This window comes from Levilactobacillus tangyuanensis (assembly GCF_003946545.1).
In the GTDB taxonomy this organism is placed as follows: domain Bacteria; phylum Bacillota; class Bacilli; order Lactobacillales; family Lactobacillaceae; genus Levilactobacillus; species Levilactobacillus tangyuanensis.
The window spans coordinates 53,836-74,148 of sequence record NZ_RHOA01000004.1; the positions used below are offsets into that span (position 1 = coordinate 53,836).

General features: G+C 49.6%; 18 protein-coding genes. 14 read left to right on the forward strand and 4 right to left on the reverse strand.

Annotated elements, in window-relative coordinates; translation table 11 throughout:
* The first annotated feature begins 8 nt into the window (after positions 1 to 8).
* From smpB to EKM96_RS04765, 4 genes are all read left to right on the forward strand, one after another.
* Positions 9 to 482, forward strand: a complete 474-nt coding sequence (gene smpB / locus EKM96_RS04750; protein ID WP_125640501.1) for an SsrA-binding protein SmpB — start codon at positions 9 to 11, stop codon at positions 480 to 482.
* A 345-nt stretch (positions 483 to 827) separates the two neighbouring features.
* The gene (locus tag EKM96_RS04755; protein ID WP_125640503.1) at positions 828 to 2,624 is read left to right on the forward strand and encodes a MucBP domain-containing protein; all 1,797 of its coding nucleotides are present in this window, start codon (positions 828 to 830) and stop codon (positions 2,622 to 2,624) included.
* A 317-nt stretch (positions 2,625 to 2,941) separates the two neighbouring features.
* Positions 2,942 to 4,744, forward strand: a complete 1,803-nt coding sequence (locus EKM96_RS04760) for a DUF5776 domain-containing protein (RefSeq protein ID WP_125640506.1) — start codon at positions 2,942 to 2,944, stop codon at positions 4,742 to 4,744.
* Positions 4,745 to 4,918: 174 nt separating this feature from the next.
* Complete coding sequence (locus tag EKM96_RS04765; protein ID WP_125640509.1) at positions 4,919 to 6,742, forward strand: DUF5776 domain-containing protein; 1,824 nt, start codon at positions 4,919 to 4,921, stop codon at positions 6,740 to 6,742.
* A gap of 36 nt (positions 6,743 to 6,778) precedes the next feature.
* Here EKM96_RS04765 and EKM96_RS04770 read toward each other — a convergent pair whose 3' ends face one another.
* Positions 6,779 to 7,345 carry an LURP-one-related/scramblase family protein gene (locus EKM96_RS04770; RefSeq protein WP_225417618.1) on the reverse strand — a complete coding sequence of 189 codons (567 nt, stop codon included), beginning with the start codon at positions 7,343 to 7,345 and terminating at the stop codon, positions 6,779 to 6,781.
* Positions 7,346 to 7,466: 121 nt separating this feature from the next.
* Between EKM96_RS04770 and EKM96_RS04775 the strand changes: the two genes are divergently transcribed.
* The 5 genes from EKM96_RS04775 to EKM96_RS04795 all read left to right on the forward strand — a co-directional run bounded on the left by EKM96_RS04775 (position 7,467) and on the right by EKM96_RS04795 (position 11,426).
* Entirely contained in the window at positions 7,467 to 8,186 is a 720-nt protein-coding gene (locus EKM96_RS04775; RefSeq protein WP_125640512.1) for a uracil-DNA glycosylase, read from the forward strand.
* Between the two features lie 47 nt (positions 8,187 to 8,233).
* Positions 8,234 to 9,211 carry a phosphate acetyltransferase gene (pta, locus tag EKM96_RS04780; protein ID WP_125640515.1) on the forward strand — a complete coding sequence of 326 codons (978 nt, stop codon included), beginning with the start codon at positions 8,234 to 8,236 and terminating at the stop codon, positions 9,209 to 9,211.
* Positions 9,212 to 9,310: 99 nt separating this feature from the next.
* The gene (gene tsaE / locus EKM96_RS04785; RefSeq protein WP_125640518.1) at positions 9,311 to 9,778 is read left to right on the forward strand and encodes a tRNA (adenosine(37)-N6)-threonylcarbamoyltransferase complex ATPase subunit type 1 TsaE; all 468 of its coding nucleotides are present in this window, start codon (positions 9,311 to 9,313) and stop codon (positions 9,776 to 9,778) included.
* A 2-nt stretch (positions 9,779 to 9,780) separates the two neighbouring features.
* Positions 9,781 to 10,305, forward strand: coding sequence for a GNAT family N-acetyltransferase (locus EKM96_RS04790; RefSeq protein WP_125640521.1), 525 nt, complete (start codon positions 9,781 to 9,783; stop codon positions 10,303 to 10,305).
* Positions 10,306 to 10,409: 104 nt separating this feature from the next.
* On the forward strand, positions 10,410 to 11,426 hold the full coding sequence (locus tag EKM96_RS04795) for an aldo/keto reductase (RefSeq protein WP_125640524.1): 1,017 nt from the start codon (positions 10,410 to 10,412) through the stop codon (positions 11,424 to 11,426).
* 41 nt (positions 11,427 to 11,467) lie between these two features.
* On the opposite strand, the gene EKM96_RS04800 is transcribed toward EKM96_RS04795, so the two are convergent.
* Positions 11,468 to 12,004, reverse strand: a complete 537-nt coding sequence (locus EKM96_RS04800; protein ID WP_125640527.1) for a 3'-5' exonuclease — start codon at positions 12,002 to 12,004, stop codon at positions 11,468 to 11,470.
* Between the two features lie 21 nt (positions 12,005 to 12,025).
* On the reverse strand, positions 12,026 to 12,790 hold the full coding sequence (locus EKM96_RS04805) for an exodeoxyribonuclease III (RefSeq protein ID WP_125640529.1): 765 nt from the start codon (positions 12,788 to 12,790) through the stop codon (positions 12,026 to 12,028).
* A gap of 179 nt (positions 12,791 to 12,969) precedes the next feature.
* Between EKM96_RS04805 and murB the strand changes: the two genes are divergently transcribed.
* Together murB and EKM96_RS04815 are read left to right on the forward strand one after the other, a co-directional pair.
* A complete protein-coding gene (gene murB, locus EKM96_RS04810) occupies positions 12,970 to 13,875 on the forward strand; it encodes a UDP-N-acetylmuramate dehydrogenase (protein WP_125640532.1) in 906 nt (301 codons plus the stop codon).
* A gap of 23 nt (positions 13,876 to 13,898) precedes the next feature.
* Positions 13,899 to 16,043 carry a cation:proton antiporter gene (locus EKM96_RS04815; protein ID WP_125640535.1) on the forward strand — a complete coding sequence of 715 codons (2,145 nt, stop codon included), beginning with the start codon at positions 13,899 to 13,901 and terminating at the stop codon, positions 16,041 to 16,043.
* Positions 16,044 to 16,124: 81 nt separating this feature from the next.
* On the opposite strand, the gene EKM96_RS04820 is transcribed toward EKM96_RS04815, so the two are convergent.
* On the reverse strand, positions 16,125 to 16,784 hold the full coding sequence (locus EKM96_RS04820) for a DUF1361 domain-containing protein (RefSeq protein WP_125640538.1): 660 nt from the start codon (positions 16,782 to 16,784) through the stop codon (positions 16,125 to 16,127).
* 245 nt (positions 16,785 to 17,029) lie between these two features.
* Here EKM96_RS04820 and cdaA point away from each other — a divergent pair, with 245 nt between their 5' ends.
* The 3 genes from cdaA to glmM are packed head-to-tail and all read left to right on the forward strand — an operon-like array spanning position 17,030 to position 20,240.
* Positions 17,030 to 17,878 carry a diadenylate cyclase CdaA gene (gene cdaA, locus EKM96_RS04825; protein WP_125640540.1) on the forward strand — a complete coding sequence of 283 codons (849 nt, stop codon included), beginning with the start codon at positions 17,030 to 17,032 and terminating at the stop codon, positions 17,876 to 17,878.
* Complete coding sequence (locus tag EKM96_RS04830; RefSeq protein ID WP_125640543.1) at positions 17,878 to 18,849, forward strand: CdaR family protein; 972 nt, start codon at positions 17,878 to 17,880, stop codon at positions 18,847 to 18,849. Before cdaA ends, EKM96_RS04830 begins: the two co-directional genes overlap by 1 nt.
* A gap of 35 nt (positions 18,850 to 18,884) precedes the next feature.
* Positions 18,885 to 20,240: a phosphoglucosamine mutase gene (gene glmM / locus EKM96_RS04835; RefSeq protein ID WP_125640546.1), complete on the forward strand. Its 1,356-nt coding sequence runs from the start codon at positions 18,885 to 18,887 to the stop codon at positions 20,238 to 20,240.
* The last annotated feature ends 73 nt before the right edge of the window (positions 20,241 to 20,313 follow it).

Sequence of the window (20,313 nt, forward strand, 5' to 3'; positions counted from 1 at the left end):
GACACGACTTGGCGAAGAAAAAGTCCAAGAAAACACCAGATAATGTTTTAGCCCAGAACCGTAAAGCGCGTCACGACTATGCAGTCTCCGATACCGTTGAGGCGGGACTAGTCTTAACCGGGACAGAAATCAAGTCGTTGCGTGAGCGACGGGTTAATCTTCAGGACGGGTTCGCCCAGATTCGTAACAATGAAGCCTGGCTCATGAATGTTCATATCAGTGAATACGTTCAAGGGAATCGGTTTAACCATGATCCCCTGCGGAATCGGAAACTGTTGTTACACAAGAAGGAGATTCGTCGTTTGGGACTGGCTACCCAAGATAAAGGGGTAACCTTAGTGCCATTGAAGATGTACCTGAAGCATGGATTTGCTAAGGTCTTGATCGGCGTGGCAACTGGTAAACGTGAGTATGATAAGCGTGAAACCATCAAGCGACGTGAACAGGATCGGCAAATTGCTCGGGTTATGAAACGTTATTAATTTTGAAGAGGCCAACTGAGAAAATTTCTCAGTTGACCTTTTTTTGGTTGCTTAACGTTAGAAAAAGTTCATAGAGAAAAAAACATGGAAGGCAAACTAACAATTTGAATGGCAGAGTCAAGAACGGACAATACAGCCGCGAAAATCGCGGTACGAGATTGTTTTTTTTTCGAAAAATATTTAATTTCAAAAAATTTGAAATTTGAACAAATATGCCCATATAAGGTCTGACGTGCAACTTTTAGATGGCCTTTTTTAATTAACGATGTTATCATATGATTAACAAAACAAAGCGATTTATGCGGCGGTCTGACTGCCTATTGGCAAAAATAAGAGGTGACTTTTATGAAATGGCAAGTAGCGTTAATGATGATGGGGGTTGGATTTGGGACCACTCAAGTCATGACCATGACGAATCATCAGTCAATTATCGGGACAACTGTGGCGGCACACGCCGCAACCAAGTCGACGGCTATTGCCGATGGTCGTTATGGAACCGTGGATTGGTATCTAACGGCGGACGGCGAACTCCATCTGGGGGCCGGGACGTTGGGCGACAATACGGCGAGTCTTGAAAACCAACAAGGCCAATTGGCGACCTTGATTGCGCAAGCACAAGGGAATGCCACCCCAACGGCCAAGGAAAGCGAAACCGCGGGGCGGCAGGTAAAAAAGGTGGTTCTGGATGGCAAGGTGTCCACATCGGCTAATGCCTCATATCTCTTTGCCCAACTCCTGAACGTTAGTAGCTTTGAACACCTCGACCTGTTGGATACCAGCGCGGCAACGACCATGGCCGGGATGTTCAGTGCGTCGCTTGCAAATAGTTCCGGCGTGCCAGCGGACCAGCAGGGTAACTTTGACTTGACCTCCTTGGATGTGTCGCATTTTGATACCTCGAAGGTTACGGACATGTCATTCATGTTTTACATGTTGAAGCGAGTGACGAGTTACGACTTGTCGAGTTTTAACACGGATAATGTGACGCAGACCACGTCGATGTTTTTACAGAATTATCGTTTAACCAATTTGGACTTTTCCAAGGCAACTTTTGCGAGTCTCCAAAGTGCGAACTTTATGTTTGGCTCAACGACGATCCAGACGCTTAACTTTGCCTCATTCGCGCCACCAAAGACGTTTAGTCCATTTGCTTTGTTTGGCTATCAGAATGGTGACTTTCGGAAGGTGACCTTTGGACCGAAGACTTACTTCAAGAGTTCTCCAGGCCTGAACAATGCCGACCAGGATGACACCTACACGGGTAAGTGGCAAGCGGTTGGTGACGGGACGGATACGAATCCGTTAGGCGCCAAATTCGATACCGGGTCGGCGCTCACGTCAATCTACGATGGCGTTAATAGTCCGTCTACCGTGGAATCTTACGTTTGGGAACCGGTCAACCGGACGATTGCGCCGGTGACGCCACCCGTAACGCCGGCGCAAAAGGCCCAACCGGTAACGGTGCGTTACCTTGACGATAAAGGGAAGAATTTGGCCACCGATCAGGTTCTGACCGGTGAACTTGGTGAAAGTTACACGGCACCTAAGTTGGCCTTTGATGGTTACCGTCTGGTGAAGACCGATGGTAACCCAAGCGGCGTCTTCGCAACTGATGCTCAAGCCGTGACCTTCCATTATGCACCGAAGTTGGTCAATGGTGGCGACGCTGCCACGGTTGCTCCAATGGCAAGCGTGGTGTACAGCACCAAGAAGATTGGTCTGTACAGCAACAAGAACTTCTCCAAGAAGACTGTCAAGCATTGGTATACTAAACAAAAGCGGACGAACCGTCCCATGTTTGTCGTGACTGGATTTGCCACCTCAAAGAATGGCAACTTGCGGTACAAGGTCAAGGACGTTAACCATGGTTCTAAGACGGCTGGCAAGACAGGCTACATGACGACTAAACAAACCCATGTGGTCAATGTGTATTACCAGGCTAAGCACAATAAGATTCAAGTGATCAACGCTAAGGGAATCAACAGTTACAAACAGAAGACCCTGAAGACGAAACAGGTTCATTACAAGAAAGGGAAAATTTTAAAAGTAAAGAAGCTGGTTCGTCACAACAAGACCACGCGATACCAATTAACGAATGGCCAGTATATTACCGGCAACAAGAAGCTAATTATTGCCAAGTAGGCCTGAAGGCAGCTCATTGAGCTGCCTTTTTTGGTTACATTACTGATAGTGTATATGGTTGGGCTTGTTTTCAAAGCTGACGAGGGGACCAATTTTCCTGTCTTAGGAATCCAGCAGCTGTGGGATTGTTGACCGTATTTAATCGTGTCTCAACCAAATACAGGGACCGGAGTCACTTGAATTATCAGCTAATTTGACGAAGTGGGCAAAGATTTTGTGGCGCTATATAATTTAACGTGTTATCATATAATCAACGAAATTAAAACGCTTCTAAATGATTTTGTTCAGACTAGGATGAACTTGAAGGAGGAACTCTCATGAAATGGCAGACAACGATTTTGGTTGTGGGCTTAAGTCTCGGCGCGATGCAGCCAGTGACTAACGTGATCACCAGTGGGCAGACAGCGATGCCGGTGGCCCAAGCGGCAACCACGGCCGCAAAGGATGATATTCAGTATCAAGGCGACTATGGTGTTCATTGGTTTTTGACCAATTCGGGTGAATTGCACTTGGAAAGTGGCACACTGGCGGATAGTCCAATACCATCATCGACCAGCAAAAGTGGGGTAAATGAAGGCCAGTTTGCCAAACAGATTGCTTTGGCGCAGAACATTAGCGCGCCCACGGACGCCCAATTAACGGCTGCCGGCGATCTGGTCAAGAGGGTTGTTTTAGATGGCCCCGTTAAGACCAGTGCCAATGCTGCCAATCTGTTTGGCCAACTAAGCCAGGTCAGTGAATATGACCATTTAGACCTGTTGGACACCTCCGCTGCCACGACGATGCAGGGGATGTTCATGGCGATCAACAGCAAAGGAAACACGAGCTTAACCAGTCTGGATGTCAGTCATTTCGACACTTCGCACGTCACCAATATGCGAAACATGTTTTATCAGTTGGTCAACGTCAGTGATCTAGACCTCAGTCATTTTAATATGGATCAAGTGACCGACACTGGTTCGATGTTCTTGGGGACCAGGAAGATTGAGACCGTAGATTTATCGAGACAAGCCCTGCCGAGCCTAGTGACGGCTAATTATATGTTTTCTGGCAGTAATATCCAGCAAGTTCTGTTGAATGCCTTCAATCCGGCACCAACGTTTACTGGCTCATCGATGTTTTTGGGAAAGAGCACGATTTGGCGAGTGACCTTTGGGCCTAAAACCCACTTCTCGGGCACGTCTTATCTGAATAATCCCAACACGGTTAACGCTCCGGACTTTTTGAAGTCATGGCAAGCTGTCGGCAAAGGGACTATTCAGAATCCATTGGGGGACCGTTATGCTTTGGGGAAAGATGTGACAGATCTTTATACGAAAGACAATCCTAACAAGCCGACCAAGGTTGAAACCTACGTTTGGGAACCAGTTAAGCGGGTCGTGGAACCCACGACGCCTTCCGTTGTAACTCCGACGCCACAGGCTCAACCCGTCACCGTTCAATATTTGGACCAACAGGGTCATAAATTGGCGAATGATCAAACGCTGACCGGTAGCCTTGGGGCCAAGTACACGGCGGACCAACTTAAGTTTGATGGATACAAGCTAGGGAAGACCGATGGTAGCACGAGTGGCACCTTCAGTACGTCGGCACAGACGGTGACCTTCCGCTATGTTCCCGACCTCAGTACGGGTGGGGATGCGGCGACGGTCGCGCCAATTTCCAGTGTTGTTTATAGTACCAAGAAGATTGGCCTTTACAGCAGCAAGGATTTCTCGAAGAAAACCTTGAAGCATTGGTACGGCAAACAGAAGCGGACGAAACGCCCGATGTTTGTGGTGACCGGGTTTGCGACCGCTAAGAATGGTGCCTTGCGGTATAAGGTTAAGGATGTCAATCATGGATCCAAGACCGCGGGTAAGACCGGCTATATCACGACCAAGAAAGCTTATGTGGTCAATGTGTACTATCAGGCCAAGCATAAGAAGATTCAGGTAATCAATCCTAAGGGCATTAACAGTTATCAAAATAAATCACTGAAATCGAAGAAAGCTCACACCTATAAAAAAGGCCAGATTTTGAGAGTTAAGAAGATCGTGTCCTACCATTTAACCACTCGTTATCAATTAACGAACGGCAAGTATGTGACGGCCAACAAGAAATTAGTGATTGCTAAATAGATCGGCCAAGGGGCCCCGGAGTTAATCCGAGGCCCCTTTTTTGCTGGCTAAACCCCGTTATAAAGGGATTTATAAGCCGTTTTTCTTGGTGCACATTGTTGGGTAGTGATATGGTTATTCACGAAAATTGATAGATAAATATGGCCAAGATAATCAGGGAGAGGGGATCCACACGTGAAGTGGCGCAGTCGAGGAGTATTATTGGTTGCCACGTTAAGCTTAGTGGCTATGGGGGTACTGGAAAAGCCAGTTGTGGCCGCTGGAGATGGTCAATTACGTTCTGAAGTCATTAAACCTACCCAGGGTCGATATGGTAGTGTGCCGTTTCACTTAACGTCGGCGGGTGTTTTACATTTAGGGGCCGGTACGTTGCCAGAATATAAGGACTTACATCTTCTGTCTGGTTTTTCTGGTCAACTGCTGGCGGCGGTTACCAAGGCCTATTTGCATCAGAACAATATCATGGGTGACGATATGGATAAAATATCTTCACGGATTACCAAAGTTGTTTTTGATGGACCGGTGGTGGCACCGGTGAACGCTAAAGAATTATTTGAAAATTTGAAGTCAGTGACCACGTATGAACATTTTGACCGATTGGATACCCACCAGACTGTAAATATGGCTCACATGTTGGCGGACAATTACCTTTTAACGAGTCTGGATCTTAGCCATTTTGATACGAGTCAGGTCACAACGACTAATAATCTGTTCATGTTCGCATCAAGTATGCCCAACATTGATGTCACTAATTTAGATTTGGACAAGGACACAGACATTCATGACATGTTTTGGGGAATGACAGCGCTACATGAATTGGACTTGAGTCATCAGACCTTTCGCAACGTCAAGAATGCAAGTCTTATGATTTCTCACACTAGCATTCAGCGCGTTAATCTAGCTCACGCCGCACCTAAGGTGGTGAATGGGCTCAAACAGATCTTTGTTGCGGCGGATACTTTGGCAGAAGTTACCCTGGGTCCCCAGGCTCAGACAGGTCAAGAACTGGCCATTTCACCGGCCCCCAGGAACGACCAATTCACCGGGAATTGGCAGGCGGTTGGCACCGGTACGGTGAAGAATCCTTTGGGTAAGAAATACTCGGATAACCGACTAATCGGTAATGATCCGACTGCCGGGAGACAAGTTGAAACCTATGTCTGGGAACCCGTTAACCGGGAGATATCGGTTACCCCACCGGCAATCGTGCCGCCGACCGTTGTGCCACCAACCGTTGTACCGCCAACGGTAGAACCACCAAAACCGGGGCCGGAACCCATTGTGCCGCCGCAGCCGGGGCCGACGAGCCAACCAGTCACGCTCCAGTATTTGGATGAAGCGGACCAGCCCTTGGCTAATGAGCGTCAAATGCGTGGGAAAATAGGCGAGACTTACCGAGCAATCCCACTAGAATTTACGGGCTATCGCTTAAGACGAGTGACCGGCCGGACGGTTGGAACGTTCGGGGTGGCGCCACAGATGGTGACCTTCCGCTATGCTCAGGATACGCATGCGGGTGGCTCCGGGAATACGATTGCCCCATTAAAGAGTGTCGTCTATGCCAAGCGGCGAGTGGGCTTGTATGCGACGCCGAACTTCAATCGACACCAAGTGAAACACTGGTATGGTCGCCAGGCACGAACCCGACGTCCCATGTTTGTGGTGACAGGATTGGCCCGCTCTAGGTCAGGCCTTCTGCGTTACCGGGTCCGCGATGTGAATCATCACTCGAAAACCGCGGGGATGACCGGCTATCTAACGGCCCGCCCGGCCTGGGTGACGAGTGTTTATTATCAGCACAAGTTGGCCAAGGTTCGGGTCCTGAATCCGCAAGGGGTTAACGTTTATCATAACCGCTCACTGCGGGGAAAGACGACCCATATTCGCCAGGGACACTATCTTAGAATTAGAAAAATTGTGGCGTATCATCGCGCTAGGCGGTTCGAAATACAGCGGGGCGGGTATGTTACGGCGAATAAGAAACTGGTCATTTGGTGAAACAGCGGCCAGTAAAAAACGCGCTAACGGTTAACGTTAACGCGTTTCTTCATGATTAATGGTTGGCGTAAGACCGCTAGAGGGGAGGCGTTGTGGTGTCCAACCGTGTTTAGTGAGTACGTTAGGAAGCCTCTGTTGATGTTTGGCCCATCGGTCTAGAATCGCCGCCAGACAAATGACCAAGCCTTCATGGTCGGGATGGTCGATACATAGTTGCACGGTGCCACCGGCGGTATGCTCGACATTCTCAATGGTGCCAATGAGTTCGCGGCCGTGATAAATTTTAAAGCGGCCGCTGTTGAGGTTACCCATGATCACCCAGTTAAGCCCACGAATGAACAAGACCTCACGAATGACGCCAAAGGTCTTGCTGACCTGACCAACGACCTGACGATGATACAACAAGCGAAACTTGGGCAAAAGGCCTAACGAGTCTTGCTTGACTTCAGCCTCTAAGGCACCAGCAATTGTATAGACAGACAGGACATCAGCGCGCATTCCCCATTTACCAACCAGCAGGTAGCATGATTGGTTCTGGTCGTCACGAATAACCGTGGTCGCCCGAGCTGATAGGGCTGCCTGATTCAGAAACAACGTCCGCAATGGGGCACCTCCTTTATCGTATCAGTCTTAGATAAGCTCATTTTACCATGTTTCCCTTGCATCCGGTCGATAATATCTTTTGACTTGGGGTTATGCTAGAATAAAGACTGAGGTGTTGGGAATGAAACCGTTTATTCATAATGATTGGTGGCCGGTTCTTGAACCGGAATTTGAGCAAACTTACTATCAACAATTGCGTGAATTTTTAGTCGAAGAGTATCAAAGCCATGAAATTTATCCAGACATGTATCACATTTTCACGGCGTTTGACTGGACCCCGTTTAGTCAGGTCAAGGTGGTCATCTTGGGGCAAGATCCGTATCACAATCCGGGTCAAGCCCATGGCTGTAGCTTCTCGGTTTTACCGGGAACCAAGATCCCGCCATCGTTAGTCAACATTTATAAAGAGTTGAATAGCGACTTAGGCATCAAGCCGGTTGACCATGGTTATCTAGAAAAGTGGGCCAAGCAGGGGGTTCTCTTATTGAATTCCGTCTTGACGGTTCGCTACGGGGAAGCCTTTTCCCACAAGGGCCACGGTTGGGAACGACTGACGGATGCCGCGATTGCTAAGCTCTCGGAGCGACCTGAACCAGTGGTCTTCATCCTATGGGGGAATGCGGCTAGGTCGAAGATTAAGCTGATTGATACCAAGACCAACATTGTCTTGCAATCGGCCCATCCGAGTCCGCTTTCTGCCAACCGAGGCTTCTTTGGGTCTAAACCATTTTCCAAAACCAACATCGCCTTAAAATCGTTAGGAGAGACCCCGATCGACTGGCAATTGCCAGAGCATGTTTCAATCGATGAGGGCTCGGCTAAACAGTCTCACGACGCATAGCTAGAGAGAATTGAGTCGTCGAATAATTCTATTGGAGGTCATCAGATATGGAACTTTTTGATAGTCTTAAACAAAAGATTGACGGGAAGGGCAAGTCAATTGTCTTTCCTGAAGGGGAGGATGCCCGGGTCTTAGGCGCAGCCAGCCGGCTCGCTGCCGAAGGGCTCATCAAGCCAATCGTGCTGGGGGACATGACCGCGATTCAAGCGACCGCCTCGGCCAACGATATTGACTTGAGCAAATTAAATCTTTTGGACCCAACGATGATTCCTTCAGATGTTCACCAAGACATGTTGGATGCCTTAGTGGAACGACGCAAGGGAAAGAACACCCCTGAACAAGCGGCCGAAATGCTGAAGGATCCGAATTACTTAGGAACGATGATGGTCTACATGGACCAAGCCGATGGCATGGTCTCCGGTGCCGTACACGCAACCGGAGATACCGTTCGGCCAGCCCTACAAATTATTAAGACCAAGTCCGGTGTTAAGCGGATTAGTGGGGCCTTCATCATGCAAAAGGGTGATGAACGTTACGTCTTCGCTGATTGTGCCATCAATATCGAACTGGATGCTGCCGGAATGGCCGAAGTGGCCACTGAAAGTGCCGCGACTGCCAAGATCTTTGACATCGATCCTAAGGTTGCCATGCTGAGCTTCTCCACCAAGGGCTCTGCTAAGGGTGAAATGGTCGACAAGGTTCGCGAAGCCACGGCCCTGGCTAAGGAAGCCGATCCAGACTTACCAGTCGATGGGGAATTACAATTTGATGCAGCCTTTGTTGCCAGTGTTGCCGCCCAAAAGGCCCCAGACTCCAAGGTTGCCGGTCATGCCAATGTCTTCGTCTTTCCAGAATTACAATCCGGGAACATTGGTTACAAGATTGCGCAACGTTTCGGGGGCTTTGAGGCCATTGGACCAATTTTACAAGGCCTGAACAAACCCGTATCTGACCTGTCACGTGGTTGCAACGAGGAAGATGTTTACAAGGTTGCCATCATTACGGCGGCCCAATCATTGGCCTAATTTAAGTGAACGAATCCACAGGATACCCGGATTGCTATTTATTAGCGGTGCGGGTATTATTTATGAAGCAAATAAAAACGATTAAAGAAGGTTAACTAAATGTATACAGTCACAGTGACAAGTCCAGAACAGACCATGGCCCTGGGTCACCAGTTAGCCGATGGCCTGCGAGCCCAGGATGTCATTTTGCTCGACGGCGACCTTGGTGCCGGTAAGACCACGTTTACCAAAGGGTTAGCGGCGGGACTCGGCATTACCCGTAACGTCAAGAGTCCAACCTTTACCATCATTCGCGAGTATCAAGGCGGTCGGCTGCCCCTCTATCACATGGATGTCTATCGCTTGGAAGACGGCAGTGGGGATGAACTGGGATTAGATGAATATTTCAATGGCGACGGCGTCAACGTGATCGAATGGTCCAAGTTTATTGCGGATGAATTACCGGAAGACTATCTGCGCATCGTCTTCAAGCGTGATGACGATGCGGGCGAGACGCAACGCACATTAAGTTTCGAACCGGTTGGTGACCACTTTACAGAGCTGGTTCGGCACCTGGAGGAAAACTAGCCATGAGTGAAGAAGTTGCGATTCGTTTACCAGAAGCGACTGAGGCCACGGCCCTGTTAGACCTACTCGAACAGCTTCAGCGCGAAAGTGACACCTTTGTCTTGGCCGATGCGGCGGACCGAATGACGGTTGCCCAGGAGGCCGACCAGCTACGACAGATTCAACATAGCTCCCGGCATCTGCTGCTAGTCGCTAGCCTGGGAACCGAATTAATCGGGGTCTGCTCAATCTCGCCAACCACGCAGGGACATGTCGGTGAGTTGGGCGTTGCCGTGGCCCAGGCCTATTGGCATCAGGGCATTGGCACGGCGCTGGTCGACGAGGCGCTTTATTGGGCGGAAACGGCCAGTACGTTGGACGCGGTTGGTTTGACCGTCCAAACGCGAAATGTGGCGGCGGTTAAGCTCTACGAGAAGCTGGGCTTCGAACGGACCAATATGCCAATGGAAACGGTGACGACGGCCGACGGTGAACAAGTGACGGCCGTGCAAATGGTGTTTTCAATTCAACAATCGGATGATCAATAGACATATGCGAGGGCTGTAGCGGCCCTCTTTTTTTATAGTGAATTGCACATCGCTAGTTGAAAGCGGTATCATTAAAGGCGACGTTTAAATGAGGAGGGGTTCCAATGTATCAAGCAAAACAGACCCGGTATGATGACATGGTCTATAACCGAGTAGGCAACAGTGGCCTTAAGCTGTCGGCCATTGGCCTGGGGTTATGGAATAATTTTGGCAGTGTTGATCCGCTGGACCGGCAACGAGCGATCATTCATCAGGCATTTGATCTGGGCATCACCTACTTTGATTTGGCTAACAACTATGGTCCGGTTCCGGGAAGCGCCGAGGAAAATTTTGGCCGGATGCTGGCCAGCGACCTGCGACCATATCGGGATGAGTTGGTCATTGCTAGTAAGGCCGGCTATGTGATGTGGCCGGGGCCTTATGGTAACTGGGGGTCTCGTAAGAGTGTGATTGCCAGTGCCGACCAAAGCTTACGCCGCACTGGGCTAGACTATTTCGATATTTTCTACAGCCATCGGGCGGACCCGGAAACGAATCCAGAGGAAACCGCCGTCGCCCTGGACCAACTCGTCCGGTCGGGTAAGGCCCTATACGTTGGCCTGTCCAATTATTCTGGCGCGCAGATTAAGGTGATGGCCGCCATCTTCAAGGATCTCCATACACCATTTATCATTGACCAGCCCCGGTATAATATGTTGAATCGGCAAATTGAAACGGATGTATTGCCGGCGTTAACGGCCGAACATAAGGCGGCGGTGAGCTTTAGCTCGCTGTGCCAGGGCTTGTTGACGGACAAGTACCTTCATGGCATTCCGGCGGATTCGCGGGCCAAGAAGGGGACGATTCCGTTCTTACACCCGGCCCAGGTTGAACAAACCTTAGACACGGTTCGGGGGCTCAATGAGGTTGCCAGCGACCGTGGGCAAAGCTTAGCCCAAATGGCCTTGGCCTGGAACCTTCGACAACCAGCCATTGCGAGCGTCCTGATTGGTGCCAGTCGGCCAGAACAAGTGGTGAATAATGTTCAAGCACTGCAACATCTGGATTTCACGTCGCAAGAATTACAACGCATTGATGACTTGCTAGCGAAACAACCCACCATTGATTGGCAGGCAAAGTGATCAAAAAGAGTCCGGGACTTCAGTCCTGGACTCTTTTATCGTTAAGCGTTGATGGTGACGAAGTTTTTCAAGGGCTGCGTGCCAAAGTGATTGGCTTCATACAATAGGATATTGGCACAGGCCAGGCTATCATCGAGGGCATTGTGATGATGATGGAGGTCGATGTTGAGCTCGTCACAGACCGTGTTCAACTTATGATTAGGGAACTCGGGGAAGAATTTGCGACTAGTCTTGACGGTGTCGAGGGTTAAGTACCGCGCCGTTGGCAGCTGATAGTGTTCAAGGCTACTCCGTAAGACCCCATTATCAAATGGAGCGTTGTGGGCCACGACGAGCCGTTCTCGCTGGAAGAAGGGAGCCACGTGGTCCCAGACCTCAGGGAAGGTTGGCGCATTGGCCACGTCAGCCTCGTGAATACCGTGAATCTGGACGTTACGCCAGAAAAAGTCCGTATCGGGCTTGATGAGTGAATAAAATTCATCCACAACTTGGCCATTGCGTACGATGGTTAAGGCAAGCGAACAGGCACTATAGCGCTTGCCGTTTGCAGTTTCGAAGTCCATGGCAACAAAGTTCATGGCTGTCGCCTCCTTTCTAGATTAAACGGTCAGGCCGGAAACGTTGAGTTCAACCGGACAGTGGTCGGAACCCATGACCTGGTCCAAGATATCGGCATCTTGTAATTGGTCGGCTAAGCGGTTGCTGGTGATGAAGTAGTCGATCCGCCAGCCGGCGTTATTATCGCGAGCGTGGAACCGATAACTCCACCAAGAGTACCGAGCGGTAGCATCTGGGTTAAAGTAGCGGAAGGTATCCGTGAACCCGGCTTCCAGCAAATGACCAAACTTTTCTCGTTCATCGTCGGTGAATCCGGCGTTATGGTGATTGGATTTGGGATTCTTTAGATCGATTTCGGTGTGAGCAACGTTAAGGTCCCCACAGAAGATAATCGGCTTGTTGGCATCGAGTGATTGGATGAAGGCAAGAAAGGCCGCTTCCCATCCCATGCGAAAGTCGAGTCGTTTAAGGCCGCTACCAGAATTTGGCGTATAGCAGGTGAGCACATAGAAGTCCGGGTATTCCAGCGTAATGGTTCGACCCTCATGGTCGAAGTCCGGCGCATTGATGCCATAGATCACGTTGAGTGGCTTGTGCTTGGTGAACAGCGCCGTTCCGGAGTAACCCTTACGTTCGGCGTAGTTCCAGTATTGGTAGTAACCGGGCAGATCGAGATCGATCTGGCCTTCCTGCAATTTGGTTTCTTGAATGCCAAAGAAATCGGCATCGAGGTCCTGAAAAGTTTTAACAAAGTCCTTTTTCACAATGGCTCGTAAGCCATTGACGTTCCAAGAAATAAATTTCATCATGACACCTCCAGCAAACTAATTTCAGTATACCAGAAATATTAGAATTTATTGTAAATGGTGCGTTCAACCACGGTGAAGGCCGGATTCATGGTAAAATAAGAAATGACTTTAAAAATTGTTCGGCGATGGTTTGCTTGTCGGCAATTAATTTTTGTGGAACGAAGGGAACTTTAAAAATGATGGAAGATATCGCAACGGCATTTCCAGCCGTCACTATTTTGCGGCATGAGCCACTGGCACATTATACCCATACGAAGACCGGGGGACCAGCGGATTACTTAGCCTTTCCAACCAACATTCAAGAGACCAAATCCTTGTTAGCCTACGCCAAGCAGACGGATTTACCCGTCACGGTGGTGGGTAACGCCAGTAACCTCATTGTTCGTGATGGTGGTATTCGTGGCTTAGTGATGATTTTAACCAAAATGAATACGATTATGACCGATGGCAATACGGTCACAGCGGCCGCCGGTGCCGCCCTAATTAAGACAACGGAAGTGGCCCAGGCTCACGCCCTTACCGGCGTCGAGTTTGCTGCCGGGATTCCTGGTAGCGTCGGCGGCGCCATCTTCATGAATGCCGGTGCATATGGCGGCGAGATTAAGGACGTCGTCGTTGCCGCTGAGGTCTTGACCCCCGAGGGTGAGATCCGGACGTTGGACCACGATGAGTTGGACTTTGGTTACCGTCACAGTTCGATTCAGGATTATCATGACATTGTTTTGACGGCGACCTTTGAGCTTAAGGCCGGGGATGCTGATGCCATCCAAGCCCAGATGGATGACCTGAATGCTCGCCGGGCTGCCAAGCAACCCCTAGATCTGCCATCCTGTGGGAGCGTGTTCAAACGTCCAGAGGGGCATTATACGGGACGGCTCATTCAGGCGGCCGGCCTGCAAGGCTATCAAATGGGTGGCGCTCAGGTTTCGATGAAACATGCGGGCTTTATTGTGAATATTGACCACGCAACGGCGACAGATTATCTTGATCTGATTGCCCACATCCAAGCGGTCATCTGGAAAGAGGATGCCGTTAAGTTGGAAACGGAAGTTAGAATTATCGGTGAAGCACCAGCCAAATAACCTAGGAAAAGGGGGGACCTTATTTGCCTATAATTGAAGCAGTGATCCTGTTGATCGTGTTAGTTTTATTGTCTAATATTATCAGTCACTACCTCACGTTTATTCCCGTCAGTCTGATTCAAATCGGCCTGGGCCTGTTAGTGGCCCTGATCTGGCACTTTGAGATTTCATTAGAGACTGACTGGTTCTTGCTCTTGTTTATTGCGCCATTACTGTACAATGACGGCCGCCGCTTTCCCAAGCGAGAACTCTGGCGGCTGAGAGGGCCGATCTTTGCCAATGCCATTTGGCTGGTCTTTTTAACCACCATTTTGGGTGGCTTTCTCATATATAAATTAATTCCACAGATGCCTTTGACGGTGGCATTCGCGTTGGCGGCCATTCTATCGCCTACCGATCCGGTTGCCGTTCAATCAATTTCCAAGCAGGCTAAGTTACCGGCTAGCTTGATGCATCTCGTGAGTGGTGAAAGTCTTATCAACGACGCGAGTGGGCTGATCGCCTTTAAGTATGCGATCGCCGCCACGGTAACCGGTGCGTTCTCATTGGGAACGGCAACGGGTGACTTTATCTACATTAGTATCGTTGGGTTCTTGTCCGGATTGCTTTTCATGACCGCCATTCAACTCCTGATGGACTTTTTACGTCGCCAGGGAATTGACGATGTCATCTTCAATACAGTCTTGCAGATTGCCACGCCGTTCGTGGTGTATCTGGTGACCGAAGAGGTGACGCATGCTTCCGGGGTGATTGCGGTTGTGACCGCCGGGGTCCTGTACCATGCTCGAGAGAATCGGGTGGTCGAGGATTCGCCGGAGCTGAAATTAGTGACGGAAAAGGTTTGGGACATTATTATCTATTCCTTGAACGGCGTTGTGTTTGTCATCCTGGGGATTGAGTTGCCAGTCGCGACGTCGCAAGTGATCAAGGGTGGTCAATTTAACACTTGGCAGGCCATGTTCTTTGCCTTCGTGAGCTGGGTCATCATTGTGGCCATTCGGGCCATTTGGACCTATGGCTATATGTTCTTTGGTCGATTGAACAAGAAGACCCCTAATGAACGGCCAAGCATTCGGATGTCATTACTGTCTGGATTGTCTGGGGTTCGGGGAGCCGTCACGATGGCCGGGGTGCTTTCCGTTCCCTTGACGATCGCTTCTGGTGGTGGCTTTCCAACGCGAGCGTTAATGTTGTTCGTGGCTTCTGGTGTGATTATCATCAGTCTAGTTGCCGCCACGGTGACCCTGCCATTAATCTCGACGTCCAAACAACCCTTACAAACGCGGGCGAGTGCCAGCGACGTCGGGGCAAATGACATTGATCTCGATGTCGACGTTGATGTCGATGGTGAAGAGATTCCTGCGGACCCGGTCCGGCAAATCAGTGAGGATGAGGCGCGCGCCTACATCATGCGTTTAGCCATCTCTAAAATTGAAGAGTTACGGCGGCCTAGTAATCAACGGGCGGCTTACGACTTAATCCTGGACTATCAGTTCATTATCCGGCGGTTAGAAATGAATTACCGGGCGGATCAGGCGATGCAGAAGGTCTTGGATGACGAACTTAGGCTACAAGAGATTACCTTGGCTGGAGAACGGGCCTCACTTAAGGAGTTGCGTAAGGGTGAGAAGATCACGCAGACCAGTTATGTTGGGGCGCTGCGGCGGATTGAAACGCTGGAGAATCGCTTGACGCAAGCCCAGGGGCATACGATGCCTGGCATGCTGCGTTACTGGCGGGTTTTCTTCAAGCATATGTTTCGGAACGTGGCCTACTGGCTGCATTCGGAGGATACTGAACGGCTACACGCCGAGAATCACTTGATTGAGCGGGAGACGGCGAAGGCCGCCATCCAATCTTTGTCGCAATATCTGGCGAGTTCCGACGTGGACGAGACGCAGTTCGATAACCAAGCCGTCTACCATCTGCTGGTCCGTTACCGGAATCAAATCGAACGGGCCAAGGCAGAATCGGCACCGAACCATGAGGAAGAATACCAACACCAAATTAACAAATTACGGGTTCGAGCCTTGGGCGCCGAGCGGGCAGGGATTCAATCACTGCTCGAGGCCGGCAACATTACTTGGACCAAGGCCACGCACCTTCGGCAATACGTGAACTATTCCGAGAATGTTCTCGTCATGTCATTGAATAGCGAAGAAGGCTAAGTCGTTCACGTTTTGACCGAAACACAACGTATAACTTTAAAAAAAGGCCGCTGGATTTTTTCCAGAGGCCTTTTTGCTAGGTTATAAAGTCATTTCATCTTTGTTTGACGTAATCAGATGAAGAATCCAGTAACAGAAGAGTTGGATGAAGGTCATGAGACCAACGAACAACCACATATCCGGCGTCCACATGTCGATGAGTGGCCGAACAAATTGTTCCGGATTTAGGAATAGATAGACGGTATGAATGCGTAGAAAGCGGCCAATGTAAATGCCCACGGAGGTCAAAAAGGTTAGGGCAAACAAGATCGCGATCCGTCCGAGGCGTTGCCCCTTAACTAAACGTTCCGCAACCAGGTGACTGACGTGATTTAGGCTCCAGAAGCCCAGGAATGAACAGCCAACGGCGCTAATCACCATGTAGGTGAAGTAGATCCAGATGTGTGGCGTCACCCTGAGCAGGCCGCTGAGAGCATATGGCCTCAGGAGCGACAGGTGAAACAGGTCCGTCAGAAGGTAAGGGGTGTTGGGGTAAAACAACAGCCACAACACAAAGATTGGCCAGAACAGCCAGGCCTTTTGTGTTTGCTTACTGTGAAGGTGAAAGCTGATTTCGATAGGGATGACCCCCAAGAAGGTGTTTAGGACCAAGAATGAGAAGGGGTCCTTAGCACGGAAGAACAGAAATATTAACCAAATTATGAAAAAGATTCGGACTTCCCACCGGGCACGGCGACTCATCAGCTTTCACCTTCTTTCCAAGATTTATCTAAACTTATCTTAACGCCAATGACGGCAAAATTCGCTCAATATGACTTCTATGTTACCAGATTATTCTGATCCCGCAGCCGGTTACGAGTGGTTTTAAAGAATCTGTAAGTTTTCTTGGCGAAAAGCCGTGAGATCCGGCATTACTTAGGATTCAGGGCGAAAAGTGTGGGGTGGCGTGCTATAATAAAATCTGAATTCGATTTGGAGGGAAAGTCATGAACCTGGATTGGGGCAACATCCTGACATTAGGGAACCTAGTCAACCTGCTCGACATTATTGTCGTCTGGTTTGTTATTTATGAACTGATCGTGATGCTCCGGGGCACGAAGGCCATTCAACTGTTCCGGGGGGTTATTTTGATTTTAATCGTCCGTTTTGTTAGTGCCTACCTGGGCCTTAACACCGTGCTATGGTTGGTGGATCAGGTCATTAACTGGGGCGTGATTGCCATCATTATCGTCTTTCAACCGGAAATCCGGCGGGGCCTGGAACACTTGGGTCGCGGGTCGATTTTTGTTCGGATGCGGCATGAAAATGAAGAGACTAATCATATGATTGAAGGCCTGGACAAGGCCATTCAATACATGTCCAAACGACGGATTGGTGCCTTGATGACCATTCAACAAGAAACGGGTTTGGAGGACTATATCGAAACGGGGATTGATTTGGATGCCGAATTAACCGGTGAACTCTTAATCAATATCTTTATTCCCAATACACCGTTGCATGATGGCGCCGTGATTATTCGCAACAGACGGATTGCCGTTGCGGCGGCCTATCTGCCCTTGTCCGAAAGCAATCTGATTCCCAAGGAATTGGGGACGCGACATCGGGCCGCAGTGGGGATCTCGGAGGTCACGGATGCTTTGACGATTGTCATTTCAGAAGAGACCGGTGAGGTTTCGATTACCAAGAACAACGAGCTTATCCGGGGGCTAACTCAGGAAGATTACATGAAACTACTTCGTAACGAACTGGTTAATTCCGAAACGGCGTCTAATACCAATGTCTTGGTCAAGACCTTGGATTGGTTTGACAAACGGTTCAAAGGGGGGCGGCGCTAATGAAGAATCGGCGTTACACAACGTGGCTCTACCGAGTGTTGGCTTTGATTCTGGCGGTGCTATTGTTCCTGTATGTGAATAGTACCAAGTCGTCCAATAATACTCAGTCGACAACTTCAACGGGGTCGAACACCTCGCTCACGGCCACTAAGTCCATGACGGTATCGGTCCCATTGCAACTTAATGTTAATAGCAATAAATACTTTGTGACGGGCTATCCGCAAAAGGTTAAGGTCACGTTACGCGGTCCCTTGGCGCTGGTTACCACAACGGCCAATACCCAAAATTTTAAAGTTTACGCTGCCTTGAGCGATCTGGGTGTGGGCAAGCACCAGGTCACCCTTCATCAAGAGGGGTTGAATCATGAGATTCAGTCCACGATCGATCCGGCCAAAATCACCGTGGATATTGAACCGCGGCGGACAGTGTCATTCCCAGTGAAGGTCCAATACAATAGTCAAAATATTGCGGCCGGTTATTCTGCCGGCAAGGCAACCTCTGATGTGACTACGGTAAAAGCCACAGGCGCGGCCAATGAGATTTCACGAATTAAGCAAGTGGTTGCGCAATTGACGGTGCCACAGAATACGAAGAAGACGCTCAATAGCCAAGCCGTGATTGAGGCGTTAGACAGTTCGGGCAAGACCGTGAATGTTATCTTAACGCCATCGACCACGACGGTTAACCTGCCGATTAAGTCGGACGGAGAGTCGAAGAAGGTCGGGTTAAATCTGAACGCGAAGAATGGATCCTCCGGGACCTCGTACAAGCTTACCAGTAATGTCTCGAGCGTTACCGCCTATGGCAGCTCGTCACAATTGAAGGACTTGGACGATGTCGATGTCGACGTGGATGTCAGTGACGTTAAGAATAGCGCCACCAAGACGATTACGTTGGATACCGATGACAACAATGTCACGGCCTTTGACCCAACTACCATTAAAGTTACCGTTAAAGCAACGACAAACTAACTAAAACTAAGACTTAGAAATGAGGAGTATTGATCATGAAGTATTTTGGAACTGATGGTGTACGGGGCGTTGCCAATCAAGAGCTAACCCCTGAATTAGCATTTAAAGTTGGCCGGTTTGGTGGGTATGTATTAACCCAACATGCCGACAGTGATAACGACCATCCTCAAGTATTGGTGGCTCGTGATACGCGGATTTCCGGCCAACTCTTGGAAAACGCCTTAGTTGCTGGCCTTTTGTCCGTTGGGATTGAGGTTCTGCGTCTTGGCGTGATTAGCACGCCAGCTGTTGCCTACCTGGTTCGAACACAGGAAGCGGCCGCTGGGGTCATGATTACGGCTTCGCATAATCCCGTTGAATATAACGGAATCAAGTATTTTGGGAACGACGGTTACAAGCTTTCCGATGAAATGGAAGAAGAAATTGAAGCCCTGCTTGATGGCGAAAAGGATGAATTGCCACGGCCAACCACGGATGGTCTGGGAACGGTTGAGGACTATTCCGAAGGTAGTCAAAAGTACATCCAGTTCCTGGAACAGACCATTGCGGATGACCTTGAAGGCCTCCACATTGCGGTGGACTCTGCCAATGGCTCCACCAGTGGCCTGGTCTCACGTCTGTATGCCGACCTTAATTTAGACTTCGATACGATTGCTACCACGCCTAATGGCCTGAATATCAATGACCAGGTGGGATCAACTCATCCCGAACAACTGCAAAAGTTTGTGGTTGAAAAGGGTGCCGAGATTGGTTTAGCCTTTGATGGCGACGGCGACCGGTGTATCGCAGTTGATGAAAATGGGGAACTTGTCGATGGCGACAAGATCATGTATATCTGCGGGATGTACATGGCCGAACATGGTCGTTTGAAGAAGGATACCATCGTCACGACGGTGATGAGTAACCTGGGCATGTACAAGGCCATGGAGGCCCATAACCTGAAGTCGGTTAAGACGAAGGTTGGGGACCGCTATGTGGTTGAAGAAATGCGGAAGTCTGGGTACAACCTGGGTGGCGAACAGTCCGGTCACATTGTCTTCCTTGACTTCAACACCACTGGTGATGGCTTGCTGACTAGCCTACAATTGTTGCATATCCTGAAGGTCACCGGCAAGAAGCTCTCAGAACTGGCTGCCGATGTGAAGACCTACCCACAAAAGTTGGTTAACGTGAAGGTAGCTGACAAGCAGGCTGCCTTGGACAACCCACAGGTTCAGGCCATGATCAAGACGGTTGAAGACGAAATGGCTGGCGATGGCCGGGTATTAGTTCGCCCTTCAGGGACGGAACCCTTACTGCGGGTGATGGCCGAGGCCCCAACCGAAGAAATTGTTAGTGGCTATGTAGACCGAATCGCTGATGTGGTTCGTGCCGAGGTCGGTGTAAAATAACGAATGAAAACGAACAAGGGCCTGGCGAATGCCGGGTCCTTTTTTCTGTAAACTCAATATTAAAAGGTTAATA